The following is a 22,960-nucleotide window of genomic DNA, read 5'->3' as shown; positions in this document are numbered from 1 at the left end:
TATCTACCGCTGGGGAGCGTCAACCGGGCCGCCTCTCAATTCCTGCATGATCTTCTCCAGCAGCGTATCCACTTCGTCATGGCTCGACTCCGCAGGCAAAACCTGAGTCGAGGAGACGGGCAACGACAGCACCCCAACGTCCACCAGTTCATCCAGGGCATCGGCGCGGGCCTCCATGCTCACGGCGCGTTCGTCGGCAGCCCACAATTCGGCGAGCAAATCAGAGAACTCGTCGGACACGTCCGTCAGCGCTTCAGTTACCTTCGCCCGCGCCTCAGCGGCGTCGTAACGAGCTGCCGTAACACCCTGCCGAGCGGTCCGCAGGGCCATTTCGCCCTCCAACCTGTCTCCTGCGCTGGCGAGAGCATGATCCTCCAACACGATGCGGGCGAGCTGGCTGTCCAGTAGTCGCAGCCGTTCGAGCGCGGTCTGTCTGCGGTGAAGAACGACACGGGCCGCATCGTCGCGTCCGGCCTCCACGAGGCGGCGGGCCTCGTCGAGCAGGTCTGCGACCTCTCGCTTCGAAGAGGCCACTCCGTGCTCGAGCTGGTCCTGGACTGTCCGGATACGACCACGTGCAGCCGAGATTCGTGCGAGAAGGTCCTCGTGTCCGTCCCGGGCCTTCTCACTCTCTCGTGGGTCCGGCGCCGACGCGAACAGAGACCTCACCAACCTCGCAAGCATGTTCAATATTCGGCGAAGCATGAATCTATACCAACCGCGCTCTTAAGCGGCCTCGAACTGCTCGTCAGACCGCCGGAGTCTCTGGATCCGCCAGAAGTAGGCTGCGAGGATGCCGACAGCGGCCAGTGTAATCAGCCTCGCGACCAGCGTCTCGATCGCCGCCATGCTGGACAGGATGAGGGGATCGGACACGACCGCGGCGAATGCGTAGATTCCAAGCACGCACGCCGTGAACGCGATGCTGATGCGCGGTCGCATGATGAACGCAAACGCCACCAGCGCCGGGAAGTACAGCACGAACAGCGCTCCGCCAGGTGACGATGTCGATGTCCACAACAGTATGAGTCCCGTGATCAGCGCAATATCGATTGCCGACGCTATAGCGATCAGCATGCCATTCGCCGGCCTGCTTGCCAGGTAGCGCCCATGCAGGTAGAAGTTCACCACCATCAGCCCGACTATGGGTAGCACGCCCAGCATCAGCCTGAAGGTGTCCGTCGAGGTCCACAGCACCAGCAGCAGCGCCGCGCCGATTATGGCCCACCGCGCCCAGTTGGCCACGACCTGTCCGAAGTAGACGTCCTCAGCCGATGCTCTCTCATCAGTTCGGTCAGTGTTCATTTCAATTCTCCTATGGATTTCGAGGGACACCGTCCCCCAACTGACAAGGGCACCCGTTAGAGGAGACCCACGCACGTAACCGTCATACCGGCGAAGGCCGGTATCCAGGGGGGTGTCCTTCGACAAGCTCAGGACGAACGAGTCGTCAGCTTATGTACCCTGTGTCAGCCCCCATGGATAGCGGACATTCAGCAGCCTCTAAAGCGACTCACCCGACTCGCTCCGCCTCTCCCTTTCGATGCTCCTGTAGACGATCCCGCAAGCGACGACCGCGACCATCATCACAAGCCTCACCACCAGCAGCGGGTCGTCGCTGCCTCCCATGCCTGTCGACAGCACCAGCCCGTACAGCCCGATCGCACCTGCCGACAACACCAGGCTTGCGCCGACCGGGAACGCCACGGCGATAGCAATCAGCGCCGGGAAGTAGAACGTATACAGGCCCGAATCGGCGCCCCCTGACACAACTACAATCGCTGTAATCGCGACGATGTCGGCCCCACTCGCGAGGTAGGCCACCCACTTCAACGGAGGCTGCTCCCTGAGCATCTGCACGTGAAGGAAGAAGTTAGCGACGGCCAGGGTCAGTATCAGGCCTATCTCGACCTTCAGCTCTCCCAGCGCCTCTGGATTCCACAGCGCGAGCAGTAACCCCGCGCCGACGAGTATCCACCTAGCGATGACCAGGATGCCCTGACCGTCCATCAGGTCCCGATCGTCCTCCGTCAGACGTGAGATTGTCCTGCCCAACCAGGACGATTCGGCACGACTCGGTGCTCCCTCATCAGGCTCACAGTTAGCACATGCTTCAGACGGCGACGGCCTCCTGTGTCCACACCGCTCACAGAACACTCGCCCCTCAGCCCCCTGACTCACCACTGCTTCAGACATACTCATGGTGACCTCCTTATCGACTTCCGTTCAGTTACCCGATCCCGGCCGGGAATGTTCACGTACCCGCCAAAACCATGCACCGACTATGTCACTCACCAAAAGCCACAAACAGGTCGCCCAGTACCGATTCTTGGAGGTACGGCTGAACCCCATAATGGAGATGCTCACTCAGAAGTGGTCACTGCTGGCAAGACTTGTGGAAGAGTTAATGTCCATCTTTATCAAGATGTAACTTGACATAGGGGGCAGTCGCGAATAGGTTGAAGTAACTTCAGAAAGAGGACTAGACATGGCTGCAAAGCGAGAAAAGTTTTCGAGCCAGGCCACGCCGGAACTGCTATCGAAGATGCGTGAGATTGCCAGAAACGATGGTCGCCACTTCCAGGCCGTGCTGGAGGACGCCATGATCAGCTACATCGAGGGCAGGGAGAGTCCAAACGTTCGCCCAGAGGTGATGGCGCACTTCAGAGCAAGCGTTGAGAGAAATCGACGGCTACTTGAGTTGCTCGCCAAATGACGCACGACTTCCCCACTCTGGATGAAGTCTTAGTCATGCATGAGATCTTGATCCGCGAGTTCGGTGGCAGTATGGGCCTCCGCGACATGGCAGCCCTCGATTCAGCTCTCATGCGGCCTCAACTCGGATACTACGACAGCCTCATCGAGGAAGCCTCCGCCCTCTTGGAGAGCCTCGCCATGAACCACCCTTTCATCGACGGCAACAAGCGCGTGGCCTTCGCCATCACTGAAACCTTCATGCGCATGAACGGCCACTTCATCGACTGCGACAGCGAAGAGGCGTACGCACACTTCATGCGACTGTTCGAGACCAACACATTCCGTTTCGCTGAGCTACACGATTGGCTTGAGGAGCACGTCAGGACCCTGCCGGGATCTTGAGGCAGGAATCCCAGGGATCCTTCGCTGCGGCTTAGGGACGACGGTTCCCCCGTACCCAATCCACACGGTACTCCCGAACCTTGACGCCGTAATCGGCTGGTATAAACTTCGACTCAGTTACAGAACGGCGTAAGTGAGGTCGGAAGCCTGAACACGGCAGTCAACACAACCGAAGCGTCCGGGTGGGCGCTGCACCGGATCGACGCGGACGATCTACGACACAGCCTGCGCATCTCTGTGTGGGTGCGCTGGTTCCTCGGGATTGCCTGGTTCGCGCAGATGAACTACCGCGCCGACTACTCCGACGAGGCGTACATTCCGCACACGCTGCTGGCCGCGTCGCTGATGGCGCTGAACGGCTATATCCACTACCGAGTCCGGTCGGGCAGGAGTGTAAGCTGGCACTGGGCGTTCGCCCTCAGCGCGCTCGACGTCACAACGATCACAGCCGGGCTGGTCATCTCAGGCGGGTTCGACAACGCCTTCTACGTGCTCTACTATCCCGCGCTCGCAGCGTTCGCCGTGGTGTTCGCGTCGTTTAGAGTTAGCTTCACGTGGGTCACCATCACCGCCGTCATGTACGCCGCGCTGAGCCTGAACTCTGGCGTCGACATCGATGTTGGGGAGGAGAAGGTGCTGTTCATCAGGATCGTCACGATGTACGCGGTCGTCGCGGCAGTGAACCTGATATTCAGACTGGAGCGGACCAGGAGGAGAGAGGCCGTAGAGCGCGAGCGCGAGCTGCAGCGGGAACGCATAGAGCTGTCCCAGACCATCCACGATACGATCGCGCAGTCGGCGTACATGATCGGCATCGGGGTCGAAACAGCCATCGAGCTAGCAGACTCGTCGAACGACGAACTTACTTCCAAGCTCAGGGCAACCCACGCGCTGTCGAAGTCGACCATGTGGGAGCTCAGGCATCCCATTGATGCTGGTCCGATATTCGAGGGCCGCGAACTCAGCCGCGTGCTGAGGTCGCACGCCTCGACCTTCACGACCATCACGTCGATTCCCACTGACGTCGTGCAGAATGGACAGGAGCCGCCTCTATCGACAGTGACGCGGGGCCTGCTCTTCTCTATAGCCCACAACGCGATGACCAACGCGTTCCGACACTCTCAGGCCCGCAAGGTCACCATTTCCTTGGACTACGGCGACGACAGCCTGAGCATGTCCGTGTCGGACGACGGCGTCGGCCTTCCAGACGACTACGCCGAGCGCGGTCACGGCTTCAGGAACATGAGGGCGGACGCAGAACGAATAGGTGGACGGCTAGATGTAGGGGCAGGTTTCAAACCTGCCCCTACAGGCCCCGGACGCGGCGCAACCGTAACCTGCACCGTTCCCTATGACGCATAGGCCCGCTCTCCCTGAGGGTGAGGGTAAAAAGCATGCCCCATACTACAGAATACATCCCCTATCAGTTACAACACACCGAGGAGGCTGTAACTTGACGACAACCAGGCAGACAAGGGTCCTTCTCGTCGACGACCATGAGATAATGAGAGATGGCCTGCGGGAAGTGCTCCAGCGTGAGGGCGACTTCGACGTGGTCGGCCAGGTCGGCGACGGTGCGGCAGCCGTGAGGATCGCGCAGCAGCTAAGGCCCGACGTGGTCATCATGGACGTGATGATGCCGCTCAAGAACGGCATCGACGCCTGCCGGGAGATCACAGAGATGCTGCCCGATACGAGAGTGCTGATCCTCACCGCTTCGGCGGAGGACGATGCCGTAATGGAGGCGGTTGCCGCGGGCGCGACCGGGTACCTTCAGAAGTACTCCGGCAAGGACAAGCTGCTCAACACAGTCAGAGACGTGGCAGAGGGAGAGTACCGGATTCCCGGGGCGGTCATCAGGAGCGTGTTCGCTGGCATCAGGGCTGCCGCCGAGCAGAGTAAGGTCAGGGAACTCGAAAGGCTCACCGATCGCGACCGGGAAATACTCACGCTGTTCGCGCAGGGACTCTCCTACGCTGAGATAGCCGACGTTAGGAGCAACCAGCCATTGACGATCAGAAACGCCATATACGGCATACAGGACAAGCTCGGCATCGATACCAAGCAGGAACTCGTAATCTGGGCGGTCCGCATGGGTCTGCTGGACGACTACCGGCTTGGAGGCGCGTGAGCAAATGAAGCTGGGCAATCCGATACGCGTCGTCAAAGGCGTCTTCCAGATCCGCGCGCTTGGCTCAAGGGTTACGGCTCTCATCGGGGACGGCAGAGTCCTCATGATCGACGCGGGCATGAAGGGCAGCGCAGGTCTGATTCACAGCGGGCTGGACGAGCTCGGAGTCTCCTCCAACAGTCTCTCCGGCGTGATCATCACCCACTACCACCCCGACCACGCAGGCGGTGTTCGCGAACTGGTCTACGAGAGCGATATTCCCGTGATGGCGCACCGGCTGGACTCACGATTCCTGAAAGGCGCCGAGGAGCAGCCGAACCCGTTTCAGCGCAGGCTGATGGCGAGGATCGCCGCGCCCCTGATGGAGAAGGTCAATGCCCCTCTGACTCCGATCGACACCGAACTGGAAGACGGAGACATCATTCCCTTCGACTTTCCAGTGCAGGTCGTCCACACACCGGGCCACACACCGGGCAGCATAACTATCTTTCTGCCCAACCAGAAGCTGCTGATAGTGGGCGACGCTCTCCAGTACAGGCTGGGACGTAAGCTCACCCCTCCGGCGGCGGCAGTGACCCAGGACCCGGAACAGGCTATGGAGTCGCTCCGTAAGCTCGTGAGTCTGGACTTTCACACGATCTGCTTCAGCCACTTTCCACCGTTTCACGGAGCGGCCCGCGCCGCGCTGAGGCAGATGCTCGGCACGTATACCCTCTAATGACCTGGAGACATCGATGACAGTTACGAGTCAGAACGGCGCATCTGCTGGCAGCACCATAGTCGACTTCCTCAGGGGAGCCGTCGACAGCCACGGCCCAAGCGACGCCCTGCTGTTCAAGCCCGGCTTCCGATACCAGCGCTGGTCCTACGAACGACTCTGGCGCGAGTCGGGACAGGTCGCTACGCTCCTGCAGCGAAGGGGACTGTCCAGAGGCGACCGGGTCATCGTCTGGGGACCGAACTGCCCGCAGTGGGTGCTCGTCTACTTCGGCTGCATGAGGGCTGGCGTGGTTGCAGTTCCTCTCGACCTCCGCAGTGCGCCAGACTACGTAGAGCGGGTGATCTCCAGGATCACTCCGAAGCTGGCCTTCACCTCTCGATTCACTCCAAAGGGCGGCGTGGACCTCGACCTGCCAGAGATCACTTTCGAGCAACTGGAGAGCGAGACCCACGGCCTGCCCGAGCCGCAGAATGTCGAGATCGAGCCGGACGACCTCGCTGAGATTATGTTCACATCGAGTACGACCGGCGACCCCAAGGGGGTGATGCTCACACACCGCAACCTGACTGCCAACCTGGAGGGCATAACCCAGTACATCACCTGCGATACGTCCAGCAGGCTCCTCTCCATCCTGCCCCTCAGTCACATGTACGAGCAGATGGGCGGACTTCTAACCGTGCTGCACTTCGGCGCGAGCGTCACGTACCCAACCAGCAGACAGCCCACCGTGCTGGCCCGCACCATGCGGGAGCGTCAGATCACGACCATGCTTCTCGTCCCGCAGGGACTTGTATCTTGACACGGTAAGAGATAATCCCGTGAACGATACGGTGCGGCAGACCGACAGGGACTGGTATATGACTGGAGACCTGGGCTACTTCGACGATGAAGACTTCCTGCACATCCGCGGCAGGATGAAGGACATGATTGTCCTCCCCAGCGGGCAGAACGTCTATCCCGACGACATCCAGGCCGTGCTCAACAGGCACCCAAACGTGACGGACTCCGCCGTCGTGGGACTTCAGTCCGCCCGCAGCGGATCGGTGGAAGTCCACGCCGCCCTGATTCTGGACGGCGCCGACGATGCCGAACCAATAGTCTCTTGGGCCAACGACCAGCTCGCAGAGCAGCAGCGGGTCAGGGGCTACACCGTCTGGCCTGAAGAAGACTTCCCACGCACCCACATTCTCAAGATCAAGAAACCGCAACTGACCGAGATGCTGGAGAACGGCGTGCAGGCAGAGGCGTCCGCCAGTCCATCGACGTCGTCATCATCCCCACGGGACGGCAGCCGCGAACTCGTGGACATAGTCTCTGAGGTCGCCATCGTGAACGCGGCGGACATCACACCCGACATGACATTGGGTGACGACCTCAACCTCGACTCGCTCGGCAGGGTCGAGATGCTGTCTGTGATCGAAGCCGACCTCGGCGTGTATCTCGACGAAAGTCAGATCGGGCCGGAGACAACAATCCGCCAGCTGCAAACGATCCTGGAAGAGGGCGCAAGCAACCCACCAGTCACTAGCTTCCCGGAGTGGGGTATGAGATGGTGGTGCCGCATGGTCCGCGGCTTCATCCAGCGGGGTCTCATGTTCCCAGTCCTGAAGCTGCCCTACGGCATGAGGGTCACGGGACGCGAGAAACTGCGAGACCTGGATGGCCCGGTGCTGTTCGCATCCAACCCCAGCCTCGGCCTGGACAACGCCCTGATAATCGAGGCCATCCCCAATCACTGGAGAAGGAGACTGGCAATCGCGGGCGCAGCCAGGCTATGGAAGAACCCGGTCTTATGGGTAATTAACCCGCTGATGGGAAACAGGTTTCCCCTCGCACAGGAGGGAGCGGTCAGGCCCAGTCTCGAAAACATGGGCAAGATCATCGACAACGGCTGGTCTGTGCTGATCTACCCTGAGGGCCAACTGACCATCGGCGGCCCGATCAAGCCATTCATGAACGGCACCGGCCTGGTCGCAGTGGAAGGACGGCTGCCAGTAGTGCCTCTGAAGCTGCACATCGACCGTCTGGGTTCGCCGTCGAGGTTCCCCATCTTCAAGCGTGGGTCAGTAGAGATACGGTTCGGTGAACCACTGAAGTTCTCGCCCGGGACCGACTACCAGGAGGCGACCAGCACAATCGAAGCTGCTGTCAGGTCGCTTTAGATAGCGAAGGGTAGAGAAATGCAGACTGCCCGTCCAATTGGCGGGCAGTTCTGGTGGAATTTTTGGCCACCCAGTATTGAGTGGCCCTGGACAGGCGCTCAGAGTGAATTCACACCTGCTGAAACGCCTGCCCCAAACTTGAACGTAAGGTTAGCTGGCCTTACCTATCTTGAACATGGTGGTCCCGCAAAGGCCGCACTTGCCACGGGTGGCCGGTCGGCCATTCTTCATTGTGACCTGCTCAGCCTCTTCAATCTCACGAGACTCGCGGCACTTCATGCAGTATCCAGTCATTCAGCTACCTCCTGAGAAGAACAATAGATTTCGAGCAACAATAATATCGGAACGCAGATAGCTATTCCACTTGCCCCGACATGAGAAACTACATCATCCTAGTATGTATGTCCAGTCTCTCCTCAAGGGATTCTGCTCCAACTCCCCCTCGGCTATCCACAGTACCATAACATTCCAGCATTGGCTATATAAATTCCAAGTAATTGTGGGTGACACGCACATTAACGGCTTGCTAGAGTTAAACAGCGTATTAATTGGCCTGATACGGGCTATAGCACAATTGATACATGCATAAATCGAAGTGAAATTGATAATGTTCTCAGATAATACCGGTAGGACGAGTAATCAAATGCCCAATCGAATCATCAACATTGCGGCGGTAGCAATTCTGACCACTGCCCTCGCATTTCTCATCGTCGCGTGCAGCGACTCCGAGGCCGGGATGTCCCGGGCAGATGTGGAAGACGTAGTGCGTTCCGAGCTTGCCAGCCAGCCAGCAGCTCCCGAGCCCGGCGCATCTGTCGCTGAAGTAGAACGAATCGTGCAGGACTCCATAGCTGATATTCCTGAGCCTCCTCTGGGAATAACCAGCGCCGAGGTCGAAGAGATTTTATCGGGGACATCCCCGAGTCTACTATCGGTGTCACGAGCGACGAGGTGGAGCGCATCGTACGGGACTCCATTGCGGACATCCCCCAGCCATCCCCCGGACTCGGCAGCCAAGATGTCGAGCGCATCGTCCAGGCAGCAATTGCTGACATACCGGCCCCCGCTGCCATGATGAAGTCCGAGGGGATGGTAGAGACCAAGCTGGCAGTCGCTCCTCCGAAGTCGACTCCCGACGCCTACACCCAATATCTGGTCAAGGAGGCCATCAGCAGGTATAAATCCGACGGACTCGATGCAACCGTCACCTACTACAACACGCCAGAGAGCATCGATGGCCAGTGGTACGTCTTTATCGGCGACGAGAACGACATGATGCTCGCCCATGCGGGCAATCCCGACCTCGTAGGACAGCCCTTCTCGTACGCTACGGGCCCCAACGCTTATCCAGCAGGCTCAGCTGTCGCGGCCTCCGCCGACGAGGACGGCGAATGGTTCTCCTACACCTTCCGCAACCCCGCCACAGGCGGAGTCGAGACCAAGCACTCATGGATGGTCCGCTACGATGGGCTGGTCTTTGGTACTGGGTGGTACGAGGACGGTCCTACTAAGTCCGATGCCCCAGCGTACACGCAGTCCTTCGTACGGCGGGCAATCGCACTCTACGATGCAGTTGGACTCGACGACACCGTCGCCTTCTACAACATGCCTGAGAGCATCGACGGACAGTGGTACATCTTCATCGGCGACGAAGAAGACACGCTGATCGCCCACCCCGCCAATCCTTCACTCGTAGGAGTCCCTGCCGTAGAAGTGAAGGGATCGAACGCCTATCCATCAGGTGCAGCCGTTGCCGCAGTCGCGGACCAGGACGGTGAATGGTTCTCATACATCTTCCCCAACCCTGCCACAGGGGGAGTCGAGACCAAGCACTCGTGGATGGTCCGATACGACGGCCTGGTCTTCGGTTCAGGTTGGTACGAAGACGGCCCAGCCAAGTCCGATGCACCCGCCTACACCAAGGCATTCGTGCATCAGGCCATCAACCTATACAACGCAGTTGGACTGGACCGCACCATCGACTACAACAACAACCCTGAGAGCGTAGACGGACAGTGGTACGTGTTTGTCATCGACGGTGACGGTTACACCATTTCCCACCACAATCCGATGTTCATAGGTCGTGACCCCGCTCTTCGCGTCGATTCCACTGGTCACTTCTACGGCGACGAACTGACAGGGGCCACTGAAGCCGGTCGATGGGTGGATTACGTGCTCATCAACCCGGAAACGGGTGCGGAGCAGCAGAAGCACACCTGGGCTGTCCGCCACGACGGGCTGATCTTCGGCTCTGGCTGGTACGAGGGGTAGTCCGGAAAACTCGGCGAGTACGCACATGCCCCTCACACCCCTGTAAACTGAGTCTGGCGGACAGGGTGGCACTCACCCGTCCGCTACTCTTACAGGGGGTCCCTCGTTCGACCGATGGATGAGGCTATTGTCTTCGGAGTCCTCATTCTCGCTCTCGTCCTGTTCGTGACGGCCAGGTGGCGGTACGACGTCGTCGCCCTGCTGTCCCTGCTCATCCTGGCGATAGTGGGAATCGTGCCGCCCTCCGAGGCCTACCAGGGCTTCGGCCATCCGGCGGTCGTTACGGTAGCCGCCGTCCTGGTACTGAGTCGAGCGCTGCAGAACTCAGGCATCGTTGACTCGATTGCGGGATGGCTTTCGCGAATACCCGAGTACGCGAGTCTTCGGATAGGCGCGATGTCAGGACTGTCGGCATTCCTCTCGGCGTTCATGAACAACATCGGCGCCGTCAGCCTCCTCATGCCTGTGGCCGTCAGGGTGTCCGGCAGGAGCAAACATCCGGCCTCGCTGTTTCTCATGCCGCTGGCCTTCGCATCCCTCCTGGGCGGCATGACGACCCTCATCGGGACTCCGCCGAACGTCATCATCTCCAACTTCCGCAATGACGAAATCGGCATGCAATTCAACATGTTCGACTTCACGATAGTCGGCCTCGGGGTAACCGTAGCCGGTGTGCTGTTCATTGCCCTGGTAGGATGGCGTCTGATCCCTCTAAGGCGCCCCCCAGTTGCCCTGGGTGAGACTCTCGACATCGAAGGCTACATGACCGAGGTGCGTGTGCCCGCCGACTCGCGATTCGTTGGAATGCTCCTCGGCGACCTCGAAGAGCTCGCCGAGGAAGACGTCGTGATTGCGGGGCTGCTTCGTCGAGGCGTAGTCTACGGCGCACCGTCCAGCGATCAGATCATAGACTCCAACGACATCTTCATCATCGAGGCCGATCCGGGCCAGATCTGGACGTTCATCGACAGGACAGGCTTCGAGCTCGAGTGGTCCAGGGACATCGAGTCGGAGATCGATCAGACACTCAGCTCACAGGACGTATCCACGCTGGAGGCCATCGTCAGCCCGGACAGCATGGCCGCGGGCAGAACTGCCAGGGGCCTGCACCTGCACGCTGCGTTCGGCGTTAACCTGCTGGGACTGTCCAGGCGAGGCACCAGGCTCGTTCGCAGACTCGGCCACATGACGTTCCGTGCAGGAGACGTTCTGCTGCTCCAGGGGAAGACCGAGGCGGTACAGGCCGCGCTGCCCAGGCTCGGACTGCTCCCCCTCGCCGAACGCGAGCTGCGAATCGGACAGCCCCGCAGGCTCGTCTTTCCAGTGCTGGTATTCGCTGCGGCAGTCCTACTGACGTCTCTCGAACTACTCCCCGTACAGATCTCCTTTACGGCCGCCGTGGCAGTCTTACTGATGAGCCGCTTCCTCTCCCTGCAGGACGCATACCAGGCCATAGACTGGCCAGTAATCATCCTGCTCGGCGCCATGATCCCTGTAGGCGCGGCGCTGGAGACCACCGGAGGCGCAGCGAGGATAGCCACAGTCATCACAGACCTCGGAGGATTCCTCCCGCCGTGGGCCATGATCGGCGTCATACTCATCACCACGCTGCTGCTGTCCGCCGTGATCAACAACGCCGCCGCCGTGATCCTCATGGCGCCAATCGGGGTTAGCGTCGCGGACACCCTCGGAGCCTCCTCCGACCCGTTCCTGATGGCAGTGGCGATAGGCGCGTCATCCGCGTTCCTGTCCCCTATCGGCCACCAGTCCAACACAATCGTCATGGGCCCCGGCGGCTATCAGTTCGGAGACTACTGGAGAATGGGTCTCCCCCTCGTGATCGTAATAACCGCCACAGCCATCCCCCTCATCATGTGGGCCTGGCCGCTTGGGCCAGCTTAAAGCTGGACATGCAATCCCAATCGCCGATTGCTAGAATCACTTCCACTATCCGACCTGCACAGTCTTCTCGGCAGATCGTATTACGTTGCCGGTCCTCGGAGATTCACAAATGCCCACAGACCAACTTACCGACAAGATCTACGGATGCCTTCTTGGAGGCCTCATTGGCGACGCGATGGGCGCTCCCACTGAGGGCATGCACTACGAGCAGATCATCGAGCAGTATGGCCCCGATGGCGTAACCGACTTCGAGGGTGTCGGCACCGACGACACCGCAATCCGCGGTCAGCTCATTGACGCCATATACAAGAGCGACGGCCACCCTACGGTCGACCACTTCGCACAGTCGTTCAAGGACTTCAAGGAACAGAACCGGCACCTCTGGTTCATCCCCGTGCGCAACGCCTTCCACAAGTACGAGCAGGGCCTCGAACTCCCCGCCTACGCTGGCTGGGGCAACATGCAGAGCTCCTCAACAGCCATGGCTATCTCCCCTATGGGCATCATCAACGCCTGCAATCCCAGACAGGCGGTGCTGGAGACGCTGGACGTGGCATCGTTCATCCACCACGGCGGGAACTCGGGCTACTGCCGAGACGCCGCCTGCTCGATGGCTGCCGCAGTGGCTGCCTCATTCGACGCCAACGCGACTATCGAGTCTGTGGTCGACGGCGCAACTCGCTACCTGCTGCCCGTGAGCGCAGGCGCTCTAAAGCAGGCGATAGCCGAAGCGCTCGATCTGGCTGCAGAGTCGTCGTCATACGAAACATTCAGAGAGCGGTACTACGCCACATACCAGCGGACCGTGCTCGCAGACTCGATGGAGACCATCCCAGCGACCCTTGCTATACTGACGATGTCAGGGGGCGACCCCGTGCGCGCCATAACCTGGAGCGCCAACTTCGGACGCGACGCCGATACCATAGCCACGATGGTCGGCAGCATAGTCGGCGCGCTCCACGGCGCGTCCGGCCTGCCATCTGCATGGGTCGCCAAGGTCGAGGCAAACCCCGCCGTCACCTACCGAGAAGACACCCGGAAGCTCGCCCAGGTGGTACTCCAGCGCATCGAGGAGTCACGACAGACAGCCGCCGCAGTAGAAGCACTGGGATAGAAGTCCTCTCCCGAACTCTCAGACCGCTCAGGTGACCGTGAGGTATAATTGAGGCCTGAGAGCAACATCGAACCGATCGGCACCACAACCCGCCGGTACCCGCGCATACTCGCCTACCCAACAGCCAAGACTACAGAAGTCCTCGGCGGATTCCGCTTCCCGGACCCTCCGGAACGAAAGCCCGACGACATGACCAGCTTCGAACACCTCACCCGAACCGGCAGCGTCCATCACCTGATCCGCCACCTCGGCAACCCGGAAACCACGCTGGTCGCCGGCGAGCGCTACGTCAGTCTAAGGACAACACGGAACATGGCAGGGGTGAAGTGTCTCGACTTGCTCATCGCGTTCGACGTGGACCCCGTCACCTACCATCGCAGAAACGCTTACGTCATCTCAGAGCAGGGCAAGCCGCCGGACTTCGTGCTGGAGATAGCGTCCCGCTCCACTGGGAGTGAGGGTACGGGTGAGAAGCGTGACGTGTACGCGGCTATGGGCATTCCCGAGTACTGGCGCTTCGACGAGACAGGAGAGTTTCACGGAGTCCATCTGGCCGGGGACCGGCTTGTGAACGGGGTGTACGAGCCCATCCAGATAGATCAACTGTCTGAGGGCACGTATCAGGGCCACAGCGAGGTCCTGGACCTTAACATACGCTGGCACGACGGTCAGCTGGAATGGTACAACCCGGAGACTGGCCTTCACATCCCAACGTTCGACGACGAGCGCGCCCGGGCAGATGAAGAGCGGGCCGGGCGTTTAGAGGCCGAGGCACGAGTCCACGAGTTGGAAGAGGAGCTAAGACGACTGCGGGGCTCCTGATAGCCTGCAACATGCGTCCGGCATGTCCGCCACCGCTCTAGTTGAGTACTAACGTGCCTCATATTCAGTGCACAACAAGCTCGCCCACTTTCTCGCACCTCTGACCCCGTTCGTCGATGCGGCAATCTGTTGTGTCTCATCACGTCCTGCTTGAGGGCGTCTACCTAGTAAATGCTCAGCTCCCCAGTCCTGAGTTGGCGGTCTAGTATCCGCCTGAACACCCAGATGCCTACGATCCCAATCAGTACGGTGGACACGACGACGATGACACACTCCACCGCCAGCGGCAGAAGCAGCGTCGAACTTGAAAGCGACCCGCGGAATGCATCTATCGCGTACGCGAGCGGATTGACCATCGCCAGGAACCTGAACGGCTGCGGCAGCAGCTCCACCAGGAAGTACGCTCCCGTCAGCAGAAGGAACGGTCTGTGGATCACCAGCAGCGCCACCGAGCCGTCACGCATCACGAGAGAAACAGCCGCCATAAGAAAACCCAGCAGTATCGACATCATCGACATTGCGATCAGCAGCCCCCCGGCGACCGCGATCCCTGAAGCCGTCAGTGCGAAGTCCAGGTCAAGAAAGATAAGACTGGCCGCCAGAACGTACGCGACGTGGAACAGGTATAACACGGCGTAGTACAGGCCGGTACCGAGTATCAGGGCCTCGCGGGGCATCGGGGCAAGCAGGTTCCGCTCCAGCACTCCCGTCTCCTGAAGCATCCGCATCGTCCACGCTGACCCTGTGTAGTGCATGATCGGATTGCCCACGCCCAGAGCTGCGAACGCCATGTACCCCAGCATGATGAACGTGAAGTGGTCCGGCAGTCCCACCGACTGCGCCAGGTTGCCCGACTCCCGTCCGGATGTCAGGAAGTACGCGGTAAGCATGATCGGAGCGAGAGCGAGCACCGGGCTGAACAGGTCCAGAAGGAACTTCGTCCGGTACCTGGTCTGCAGCAGCAGCTCGTTTCGCGCGATCGTGTAGATCGCAGATCCTACCTCGCGCGCTCGGCTCTGAGGGTGGCCGTCGTCGCCGATCATCAGTAGATACCCAGCCTTCCCTTTCGCTTGGAGTAGTTGAGCATGATCCTGAAGCAGCCGTAGCCGATTATCCACCACACCAAAGTGAGCCCCAGCAAAATCGACAGATCAGGAGCGATAGAGGGTAACGGCTCAGCCAGCAGAAAAGCCCGCCGCTCCAGGTCAAATGCCCATGTGAACGGGATCAGACGCGCCAGCCACTCCACCCAGTCGGGATAGATCGACAGCGGGAAGGTCGCACCGGTGAACAGGCCGAACAACACCCTCGACAGCGCTGTCTGCACGATGAACGCGTCCTCGATCCACAGGAACATACTGGCAAAAGCGAACGCCATCCCGTACACGGCCAGCAGGTGAGCGGCTATCACCACGGCGGCCGATGCCGCGTCCACGTTCACTTCGAGCCCGAGGAACAGGAACGACAGCCCTGCGAGTACACCGACGAACCATAGAAGAAACGTGCCGTGGGAAATACAGCGACCGATTAGCAGCGAGGCCGGGTACTGCATCGATACCAGAATCCTTTCGAGAGTGCCGAATGTCTTCTGGGCATGTAGCGATTGCGATACGTTTGAGAACACCGTGTTCATGGTGTTCAACGCTATGAGCGGGATGATCAGCCACCCGAGGTAGTTGGAGTAGCCAGTCGCCTCGAAGAACGGCTCGTTGAACCGCCCGCCCGGCCCGACTAGGCTTTCAGCCATCAGCACGAATGGAGCCATCAGGAAGAACGGTCCTATCGTAGTGGTGAGTATCCAGCCGTATGAGCGCCTGTCCGAGATCAGGCCATACTTCGCGGTCGTTATGACCTCCATCAACACGGGGACATCACTCCACGTCGCCAGTGTCGGATATGGACGACCCCGTCAGCGCTATGAATGCGTCTTCCAGTGTCGGCTGAACGAGGTTGACTGACCGGACATCAACGCCGGACAATCGCTCCTCAAGTGACAATTGTCCAACCGACCTCAGCGGCTCCTTCGTTCGCAGTCTGACATACGACGTGTTGGCCTCTTCGCGAACGGACAGCACCCTTTCAACCATCGGGTGCTCGTTCAGCGCCGCGATTCCGCGCCCGCCGTCGACGCCAACCTCCATCTCAACTACCCGGTTGTCGCCCGCCCTGGCGCGCATCTCAGACGGCGTACCCTCCGCCACCTTCTTGCCGTGATGAATGATGGCCACACGGTCGGACATGTCGTCCGCTTCCTGCATGTAGTGGGTTGTATAGAGGACCGTGACACCCTCTCTCTCGCACAATTGCTCCTTGACCAGCGACCTCAGTGCCCGCGCTCCATGTGGGTCCAGACCGATAGTCGGCTCGTCCAGCATGAGAATCGTCGGACGATGCACCAGTGACGCCCCGATGGCCAGACGCTGCTTCATTCCCATTGAGTATCGCTCGACGTAGTCGTCGATGCGGTCTGCGAGCCCAACTACCCGCGAGACTTCTTCGACACGAGTTCGGGCGGCGCTCCCTCGAATCCCGTACATCTGGCGACCCGTCAGTCTCCAGTACACGCTGCGCTCGCCCCGGATCGACACTCCGATCAGCCTCCTGACCTCCCTGGCGTTCCGCACAACGTCCATCCCCCCAACTCTGCAGGAACCGCCGTCTGGCAGCAGAAGTGTGCACAGGATCTTGACGGTGGATGTCTTCCCAGCTCCGTTGGGACCCAGCAGGCTAAAAAACTCTCCCTCGCGAATGTCCAGGCTCAGGCCATCGATAGCAACAAGGTCGGTCGTCTCTGGTCGACCAATCATCTTGCGCCAGATACTGGTCTTACCAACGTTTTGGGTAAAGACCTTTCGCAGGTCGTGTATCTCGATCAATTCACATGCTCATAGCCTGGCTCTGCCAAGCACGACAAACCAGGAAGTGTTCAGACGTAGTTCAGGCACGTGGGTCATTCTTCCACAGCCGCGCACTCACCGTGCCCAATAGCACTACGAACGTCACGTTGATGATCACCCAGTAGTACCCGCGAGTCGGGCTCTGTCCGTCCTCGCCAGCTGTCAGGTCGTCGAACCAGTTCCAGAAGAACAGGATCGCCAGCACCACGGCGACGTAGAACGCCACGTTGACGCAGATGTACGTCGTGGTGGCGCTATCCGCTCCCAGTCTCCCCCGACGCACGTAGGTCAGCGCCAGCGTGATCAGTATTCCGACAGCCATGACCCAGTTCAGCACGTGCCACACCGATATAGCGTCCACCGCGTCTTCATAGAACGGGTTGAACACGAAGTGGAACAGCACGACGATGGCCATGAGGCCGAGGACTACGGAGAGGGGCTTTCTGATCGTCTCCATGACGACGTCTCCTTGTGACTCGAACTGCAGCGAGAGCCTGGAGCAGCTTCAGGCACCGACCAGTATACGCTTCCGCTAGTCGCCGGATATGGCCTCTGTGCTATCCTGAATTCTGTTCAAATCCCCTTTCGGTAGCAAGCTAATCATGAGCAACATCGGACTCGCAGTCATCGGATCGACCGGAGTGATCGGTCGCGTCCACATCGCAGCAATCAACCAGCTCGACAACTGCCGACTCGTCGGCATCACGGCGCGAACGCAGGCACCCCTCTGCCAGCAGGCCGACGAGCTAGGCGTAGCGCACTTCCCCACCCTCGAAGACACGCTCGCCCATCCTGAAGTCGACGCCGTCGTCATTGCCACTCCGCACCCGTCGCACCGCGACATCACGCTGAAGTCAGCCGCTGCCGGCAAGCACATACTCGTCGAGAAGCCGATGAGCGTGACGCCGTCCGAGGCGGACGACATGGTAAGCGCGTGCAGAGAGGCCGGAGTCAAGCTCGGCGTGCTCTACAACAACCGATTCCGGTCAGAGGCGCTCAAGATGCGCGAGCTGATCGACGGGGGAGCTATCGGCGATATCTACCGCGTCGTCATGACCTCAGCGATGCTTCGCACCCAGGACTACTACGACCGCCTCGCGTGGCGAGGAACGTGGGCCGACGAGGGCGGTGGTACGTTGATCAACCAGGGCATCCACGCGATAGACATGATGCAGTGGCTCGGCGGGATGCCCAGCAACGTGTTCGGGATGATCTCGACACTTCGACACACGGCCGAGGTAGAGGACTTCGCCACAGCCATTCTCTCCTACGACGGTGGTGGCCAGGGCAGCATGCACTGCAACACCACGCAGGCTCCAAACCACCAGCGTCTTGAGCTATGGGGAGAGTCCGGCGCGATTGTCATGGACGACTGGAAGATCACCCTCCACCGTCTCGACACCCCGGTCCAGGAGTTCATAGACAACGACATGTCGCCCACCTACGACGCTCCCGGACACCAGACAGAGACCTACGAGCTCGACCCGGTGCCGAACACACACGTTCCCGCAATCGGCGATTTCGCAGCAGCCATCCTCGAGGACCGCGACCCGAAGATAACCGGAGAAGACGGCCGCAACTCGCAGGAGCTGGTCGCCGCAATCACCCTGTCCGGATGCACCGGACAGCCCGTGAGTATTCCCGTCGACCGCGAGCGCTACGACGCCCTTCAGAGGGAGCTTGCTGAAGCTAAAAGCCTACCCCGTGTCTAGACACGGGGGCTGCCGTCGTTTGATATACTCCAACCCGAACTCCAATACGCCAAGGAGAGGCCCAAAATGACCACCGTTCACGAGAAGCAAGACGTCGCCCTGACGGCACATCTGCTCAGGCGCGCGGGATTCGGCGCAACGCCGGATGAGTTGGACCACTACATGAGCATGAGCTACGAGGACGCCGTCGAGGAGCTTCTCGCCAAGAAGGCGTCCGTGGACATCCCTCACGACCTCATCCGCCGCTACCACGTCGAGCAGTCCGACCTGCGCAACGGCCAGGCAGCCGGTGCACACTGGGTGTTCAGGATGGTAAATACAGACGCTGTGCTGAACGAGAAGATGTGCCTGTTCTGGCACCGCATCTTCGCCACGGCTGCCACGAAGCTCATCCAGGCTCGGATGGTTACCAACCAGGTCGACATGTTCCGCGAGTACGGCATGGGCAGCTTCCGTGATCTGCTCGTCCAGCTATCTCGCGACCCCGCAATGCTCATGTGGCTGGACAACCAGGACAACCACATGGACTCGATCAACGAGAACTATGGCCGCGAGATTCTCGAACTCTTCTCGATGGGCGTCGGCAACTACACTGAAGAAGACATCAAGGAGTGCTCACGAGCATTCACCGGTTGGCGAGTCGTCAACCCCGACTATATGTCGATCAAGATGAGGAACAACACGGCCAGGCCGTACGGCTACATCGCCTGGCAGTTCGAGTATGACGACGAAGACCACGACCACGAGGACAAGACCTTCCTCGGCGAGACCGGCGACTTCAACGGCGAAGACGTCGTGGACATCATCTGCAAGCAGCCCGCAACAGCGCGATTCATCGCCCGTCACCTGTACCACTTCTTCGTGGCTGACGAGCTTCCCGTGCCGCAGTGGCCGCACTTCGACCCGATCGATCCAGAGGCCATCGAGATCATGTCGCAGGCCTACTTCGACTCCGGGTACGACATCTCCGCGATGCTGAGGGCCATGTTCAACTCTGACTTCTTCAAGTCCGAGGCCTCCAGGTTCGCGCGGATCAAGAGCCCCGCCGAAATGGTCGTAGGCACCCTGCGACTCGCAGGCCCGATCGACCTGCCGTCGACTGATACCTACGCCGCCGCCGGAGCGTGCGCGGCGATGGGCCAGGGCCTGCTTAATCCCCCCAGTGTGGAGGGATGGCAGGGAGGCAGCGAGTGACGTGCAGCGGGTCAACTTCGCCAGCCGCGTGCTGAACGACCCCGACAAGCCCGGCATCCGCGCCATGATCGACCGGATTGCCGAGCGCTCCGGAGGTCAGCCGATGTCGCCAGAGCAGGTCGTAGACGCCTGCCTCGACATCCTCGGCCCGCTTCCCGTGGTCGAGACTACCAGGGCCGGCCTGATCGACTACGCCTCCAAGTGGGGCGACATGTCGTTCCCGAACCCCGACACCGACCGCCACATCGTCACACTGGTCCAGCTAATCGTGACGACACAGGAGTACCAGACGGCCTAGCCGAATATGCTATCTACAAGCCCCCTCTCCCTTGATGGGAGAGGGCTGGGGTGAGGGTGAATACCCCATGACCACACAAACGAAATTCCAGCTAAAGCCCGTCACCACCGTCGGCTTCGTAGCCGACCAGGGCGGACGCGGCTTCCACCTTCCGACCGACTTCGTCATACGCTCCGACGGACGCATCTTCGTGGCCAGCCGTAGCAACACGACGGCCCTCGACATCGTCGGCATCCAGATGGCGACCATCGACCACGAGTTCTTCGGACAGATCGGCGGCTACGGCAGCGCGCCAGGCCAGATGATTTGGCCGTCGGCGCTCGCGATGGACAGAGACGAAAATCTCTACCTCGGAGACGACTTCCTGCAGCGAATTACCGTCTACGACCGCGAGGGCAACGTCCAGACTACCTGGGGCACCAAGGGGACTGCCGACGGCGAGTTCGACGGCGTCTCCGGTCTGCTCTTCGACCAGGACGACAACATGCTGCTGGTCGATCACCGCAACCACCGCATCCAGAAGCTCACAAAGGACGGCCAGTTCCTCGACAAGTGGGGCAGCCACGGTGATGGCGACGGCCAGTTCAATCTCCCATGGGGAATCACTCAGGCCCCGGACGGCCACATCTATGTAGCCGACTGGCGCAACGACCGCATCCAGAAGTTCACGCCGGACGGCGAGTTCGTCGCCAAGTTCGGAACCTCCGGCGACGGCGATGGCCAGTTCAACCGCCCATCAGGACTCGCAGTCGACTCCGAGGGCAACATGTACGTGGCCGACTGGATGAACCAGCGTGTCCAGGTGCTCGACCCCGAGGGCGGCTTCATTCAGAAGATCCGCGGCAACGCCATTCTCGGTGCGTGGGCCGTCGAGTACCTCGAAGCCAACGCCGATGAACTCGAGGCAAGATCAAAGTTCGTCCCGATCTTCGAATCTGACACTGACGACCCCGGCGAGACCTCGGCAAGGATCGAGCCCTACTTCTGGGACCCGATCCGCGTTGCACTCGACGACCAGGAGCGCGTGTACATACTCGAGACGGGCCGCCACCGCTTCCAGGTCTACGAAAAAGCTTAATCCTCAGAGCAGATAGAACAGGTACGCCCCAAGGTCGTGCACAAGACAGCGTGGAGAACACAAGGAGCAAATAGAAATGGGTGCAGGAAAGAACCGAAAGCTCGTCGTAGTCCAGCTCTCGGGCGGCAATGACTATCTCAACTGCATTGTCCCGTACACCAACCCAGAGTACGTGGACAACCGGCCCAACGTCCGCATTCAGCAGGAAGACGTCATTCCTCTGGACGACCAGTACGGCTTCAACCCGTCCATGGGCCCGATCAAGGACCTGTACGACGACGGCAAGGTCGCCATCATCCACGGTGTGGGCTATCCGGTGCCGAGCCGCTCCCACTTCCGCTCGATGGACATCTGGCACACTGCTGAGCCGACCAAGGTCGGCGACGAAGGCTGGCTCGGACAGGCGGTCCGCGACATGCACCCTGAGGGCGACAACGTAGTGGCCGCAGTCAATTTCGGCGCAGCCCTCCCCAGGGCGCTCGTCGCCAAGAACGCGCCCGTCGCCTCGGTCTCGGACCTCTCCACGTATGGCCTTCTCAGTCACATGGACGCCAACGATCAGCGCGAAGAGGCGCTCGACGCCTTCCGCCACATGTACACCCACGCCATCGGCAGCGGTCCCGTCATGGACTTCCTGAGCCAGACCGGACTCGACGCGCTGCGCGGCTCCGACATACTCAGCTCCGTGCCCGAGAAGTACGAGTCCAACGTCGAGTACGCCTCCAACGGGTTCGCCGCACGTGCCCGTGACGCCGCACAGGTGCTGACCGCCGACATCGGCACACGCATCTGCTACACCCAGCACGGCAGCTTCGACACCCACACCAACGAGGTCGCGCTGCTCAACACGCTCTGGGACCACGTCGCAGGCGGCATCTACGACCTCTACACCGACCTCAAGCAGCACGACGCCAGCGAGGACGTGCTGATCTTGGTCTTCTCCGAGTTCGGACGCCGCGTCAAGGACAACGGCAACGGCACCGACCACGGCTCAGGCGGCGTCGCCTTCATGATCGGCGACGGCGTCAACGGCGGTAACTACTCCGAGTACCCGTCGCTCGCCCCCGAGACCCTCGTGGAGGGCGACCTGGCCTTCAACCTCGACTTCCGCAGCGTCTACACCGAGATCCTCGAAGACTGGCTAGAAGTCGAAGCCCGCCCCATAGTCAAAGGCGAATACGAAAAGATCGGCGCGCTGAAAGTCTAGTACCAGTTCGCCGTGATGCAACCCCAGATGTACGAGAATCCTATGGACTCCCGTGTTCACTAGGATTAACAGATGGTGAGGTAGCATCTAGAAACTGGCTATTACCGCTTCAAGGTGTAGTCATCGCGAAATCTTTTTATGCTCGGCGAAGTGGCTATGTTGGAGCCCAGTTTCCTTTTGTAAAGCGCGTCAAACGGTATCGTCGGCACATCCCTTCTCCGCAAACAGGTCCTTTACGTAAATTGATAGTTGCCGACGACAAAAGTATGTTGACCTTATACCGTTTCAGTCTGAGTATGCCGCATGACGGGAAGGTAGACCCTGGACCGCTTCCTCTATCCAGTCCCATCCG

The 22,960-nt window shown here is 60.2% G+C and carries 24 protein-coding genes; 16 read left to right on the top strand and 8 right to left on the bottom strand.

Annotated elements, in window-relative coordinates:
• Window positions 1–3 precede the first annotated feature (3 nt).
• From J4G14_07670 to J4G14_07660, 3 genes are all read right to left on the bottom strand, one after another.
• Entirely contained in the window at window positions 4–705 is a 702-nt protein-coding gene (locus J4G14_07670) for a hypothetical protein (GenBank protein ID MCE2457680.1), read from the bottom strand.
• Between the two features lie 21 nt (window positions 706–726).
• Window positions 727–1,305 (bottom strand): hypothetical protein, encoded by a 579-nt coding sequence (locus J4G14_07665; GenBank protein MCE2457679.1) that lies wholly within the window; start codon window positions 1,303–1,305, stop codon window positions 727–729.
• A gap of 198 nt (window positions 1,306–1,503) precedes the next feature.
• Window positions 1,504–2,055, bottom strand: a complete 552-nt coding sequence (locus J4G14_07660; GenBank protein ID MCE2457678.1) for a hypothetical protein — start codon at window positions 2,053–2,055, stop codon at window positions 1,504–1,506.
• Between the two features lie 433 nt (window positions 2,056–2,488).
• Between J4G14_07660 and J4G14_07655 the strand changes: the two genes are divergently transcribed.
• The 7 genes from J4G14_07655 to J4G14_07625 all read left to right on the top strand — a co-directional run bounded on the left by J4G14_07655 (window position 2,489) and on the right by J4G14_07625 (window position 8,113).
• Window positions 2,489–2,716 (top strand): hypothetical protein, encoded by a 228-nt coding sequence (locus J4G14_07655; protein ID MCE2457677.1) that lies wholly within the window; start codon window positions 2,489–2,491, stop codon window positions 2,714–2,716.
• Window positions 2,713–3,099: a type II toxin-antitoxin system death-on-curing family toxin gene (locus J4G14_07650; protein ID MCE2457676.1), complete on the top strand. Its 387-nt coding sequence runs from the start codon at window positions 2,713–2,715 to the stop codon at window positions 3,097–3,099. Before J4G14_07655 ends, J4G14_07650 begins: the two co-directional genes overlap by 4 nt.
• Before the next feature lie 243 nt (window positions 3,100–3,342).
• Complete coding sequence (locus J4G14_07645; protein ID MCE2457675.1) at window positions 3,343–4,461, top strand: hypothetical protein; 1,119 nt, start codon at window positions 3,343–3,345, stop codon at window positions 4,459–4,461.
• Between the two features lie 91 nt (window positions 4,462–4,552).
• Window positions 4,553–5,230 (top strand): response regulator transcription factor, encoded by a 678-nt coding sequence (locus tag J4G14_07640; GenBank protein MCE2457674.1) that lies wholly within the window; start codon window positions 4,553–4,555, stop codon window positions 5,228–5,230.
• A gap of 4 nt (window positions 5,231–5,234) precedes the next feature.
• The gene (locus J4G14_07635) at window positions 5,235–5,948 is read left to right on the top strand and encodes an MBL fold metallo-hydrolase (protein ID MCE2457673.1); all 714 of its coding nucleotides are present in this window, start codon (window positions 5,235–5,237) and stop codon (window positions 5,946–5,948) included.
• A 16-nt stretch (window positions 5,949–5,964) separates the two neighbouring features.
• Window positions 5,965–6,750 (top strand): acyl--CoA ligase, encoded by a 786-nt coding sequence (locus tag J4G14_07630; protein ID MCE2457672.1) that lies wholly within the window; start codon window positions 5,965–5,967, stop codon window positions 6,748–6,750.
• 19 nt (window positions 6,751–6,769) lie between these two features.
• Window positions 6,770–8,113, top strand: coding sequence for a 1-acyl-sn-glycerol-3-phosphate acyltransferase (locus J4G14_07625; GenBank protein MCE2457671.1), 1,344 nt, complete (start codon window positions 6,770–6,772; stop codon window positions 8,111–8,113).
• 150 nt (window positions 8,114–8,263) lie between these two features.
• Here the strand turns inward: J4G14_07625 and J4G14_07620 are convergent, their stop codons facing one another.
• A complete protein-coding gene (locus J4G14_07620) occupies window positions 8,264–8,407 on the bottom strand; it encodes a hypothetical protein (protein MCE2457670.1) in 144 nt (47 codons plus the stop codon).
• A 657-nt stretch (window positions 8,408–9,064) separates the two neighbouring features.
• On the opposite strand from J4G14_07620, the gene J4G14_07615 reads away from it, so the two are divergent.
• From J4G14_07615 to J4G14_07600, 4 genes are all read left to right on the top strand, one after another.
• Entirely contained in the window at window positions 9,065–10,384 is a 1,320-nt protein-coding gene (locus J4G14_07615; protein ID MCE2457669.1) for a cache domain-containing protein, read from the top strand.
• Between the two features lie 114 nt (window positions 10,385–10,498).
• Window positions 10,499–12,286: an SLC13 family permease gene (locus J4G14_07610; protein MCE2457668.1), complete on the top strand. Its 1,788-nt coding sequence runs from the start codon at window positions 10,499–10,501 to the stop codon at window positions 12,284–12,286.
• 109 nt (window positions 12,287–12,395) lie between these two features.
• Entirely contained in the window at window positions 12,396–13,400 is a 1,005-nt protein-coding gene (locus tag J4G14_07605) for an ADP-ribosylglycohydrolase family protein (protein ID MCE2457667.1), read from the top strand.
• A 48-nt stretch (window positions 13,401–13,448) separates the two neighbouring features.
• Window positions 13,449–14,222 (top strand): Uma2 family endonuclease, encoded by a 774-nt coding sequence (locus tag J4G14_07600; GenBank protein MCE2457666.1) that lies wholly within the window; start codon window positions 13,449–13,451, stop codon window positions 14,220–14,222.
• Window positions 14,223–14,386: 164 nt separating this feature from the next.
• Here the strand turns inward: J4G14_07600 and J4G14_07595 are convergent, their stop codons facing one another.
• The 4 genes from J4G14_07595 to J4G14_07580 form a co-directional block, all read right to left on the bottom strand.
• The gene (locus J4G14_07595) at window positions 14,387–15,265 is read right to left on the bottom strand and encodes an ABC transporter permease (GenBank protein ID MCE2457665.1); all 879 of its coding nucleotides are present in this window, start codon (window positions 15,263–15,265) and stop codon (window positions 14,387–14,389) included.
• On the bottom strand, window positions 15,265–16,086 hold the full coding sequence (locus J4G14_07590; GenBank protein MCE2457664.1) for an ABC transporter permease: 822 nt from the start codon (window positions 16,084–16,086) through the stop codon (window positions 15,265–15,267). Before J4G14_07590 ends, J4G14_07595 begins: the two co-directional genes overlap by 1 nt.
• Before the next feature lie 7 nt (window positions 16,087–16,093).
• On the bottom strand, window positions 16,094–17,098 hold the full coding sequence (locus tag J4G14_07585; GenBank protein ID MCE2457663.1) for an ABC transporter ATP-binding protein: 1,005 nt from the start codon (window positions 17,096–17,098) through the stop codon (window positions 16,094–16,096).
• Between the two features lie 61 nt (window positions 17,099–17,159).
• Window positions 17,160–17,576, bottom strand: a complete 417-nt coding sequence (locus tag J4G14_07580; GenBank protein ID MCE2457662.1) for a hypothetical protein — start codon at window positions 17,574–17,576, stop codon at window positions 17,160–17,162.
• A 145-nt stretch (window positions 17,577–17,721) separates the two neighbouring features.
• Here J4G14_07580 and J4G14_07575 point away from each other — a divergent pair, with 145 nt between their 5' ends.
• From J4G14_07575 to J4G14_07555, 5 genes are all read left to right on the top strand, one after another.
• A complete protein-coding gene (locus J4G14_07575) occupies window positions 17,722–18,831 on the top strand; it encodes a Gfo/Idh/MocA family oxidoreductase (GenBank protein MCE2457661.1) in 1,110 nt (369 codons plus the stop codon).
• A gap of 66 nt (window positions 18,832–18,897) precedes the next feature.
• On the top strand, window positions 18,898–20,025 hold the full coding sequence (locus tag J4G14_07570; GenBank protein MCE2457660.1) for a DUF1800 domain-containing protein: 1,128 nt from the start codon (window positions 18,898–18,900) through the stop codon (window positions 20,023–20,025).
• Between the two features lies 1 nt (window position 20,026).
• Window positions 20,027–20,323 carry a hypothetical protein gene (locus J4G14_07565; GenBank protein MCE2457659.1) on the top strand — a complete coding sequence of 99 codons (297 nt, stop codon included), beginning with the start codon at window positions 20,027–20,029 and terminating at the stop codon, window positions 20,321–20,323.
• A gap of 67 nt (window positions 20,324–20,390) precedes the next feature.
• Window positions 20,391–21,401, top strand: coding sequence for an NHL repeat-containing protein (locus tag J4G14_07560; GenBank protein ID MCE2457658.1), 1,011 nt, complete (start codon window positions 20,391–20,393; stop codon window positions 21,399–21,401).
• 76 nt (window positions 21,402–21,477) lie between these two features.
• Window positions 21,478–22,608, top strand: a complete 1,131-nt coding sequence (locus tag J4G14_07555; protein ID MCE2457657.1) for a DUF1501 domain-containing protein — start codon at window positions 21,478–21,480, stop codon at window positions 22,606–22,608.
• Window positions 22,609–22,960 lie beyond the last annotated feature (352 nt).

The sequence above is a fragment of the Dehalococcoidia bacterium genome, assembly GCA_021295915.1.
In the GTDB taxonomy this organism is placed as follows: Bacteria; Chloroflexota; Dehalococcoidia; order Lucifugimonadales; family UBA1123; genus VXRN01.
This window is presented reverse-complemented; position numbering and strand designations above follow the sequence as displayed.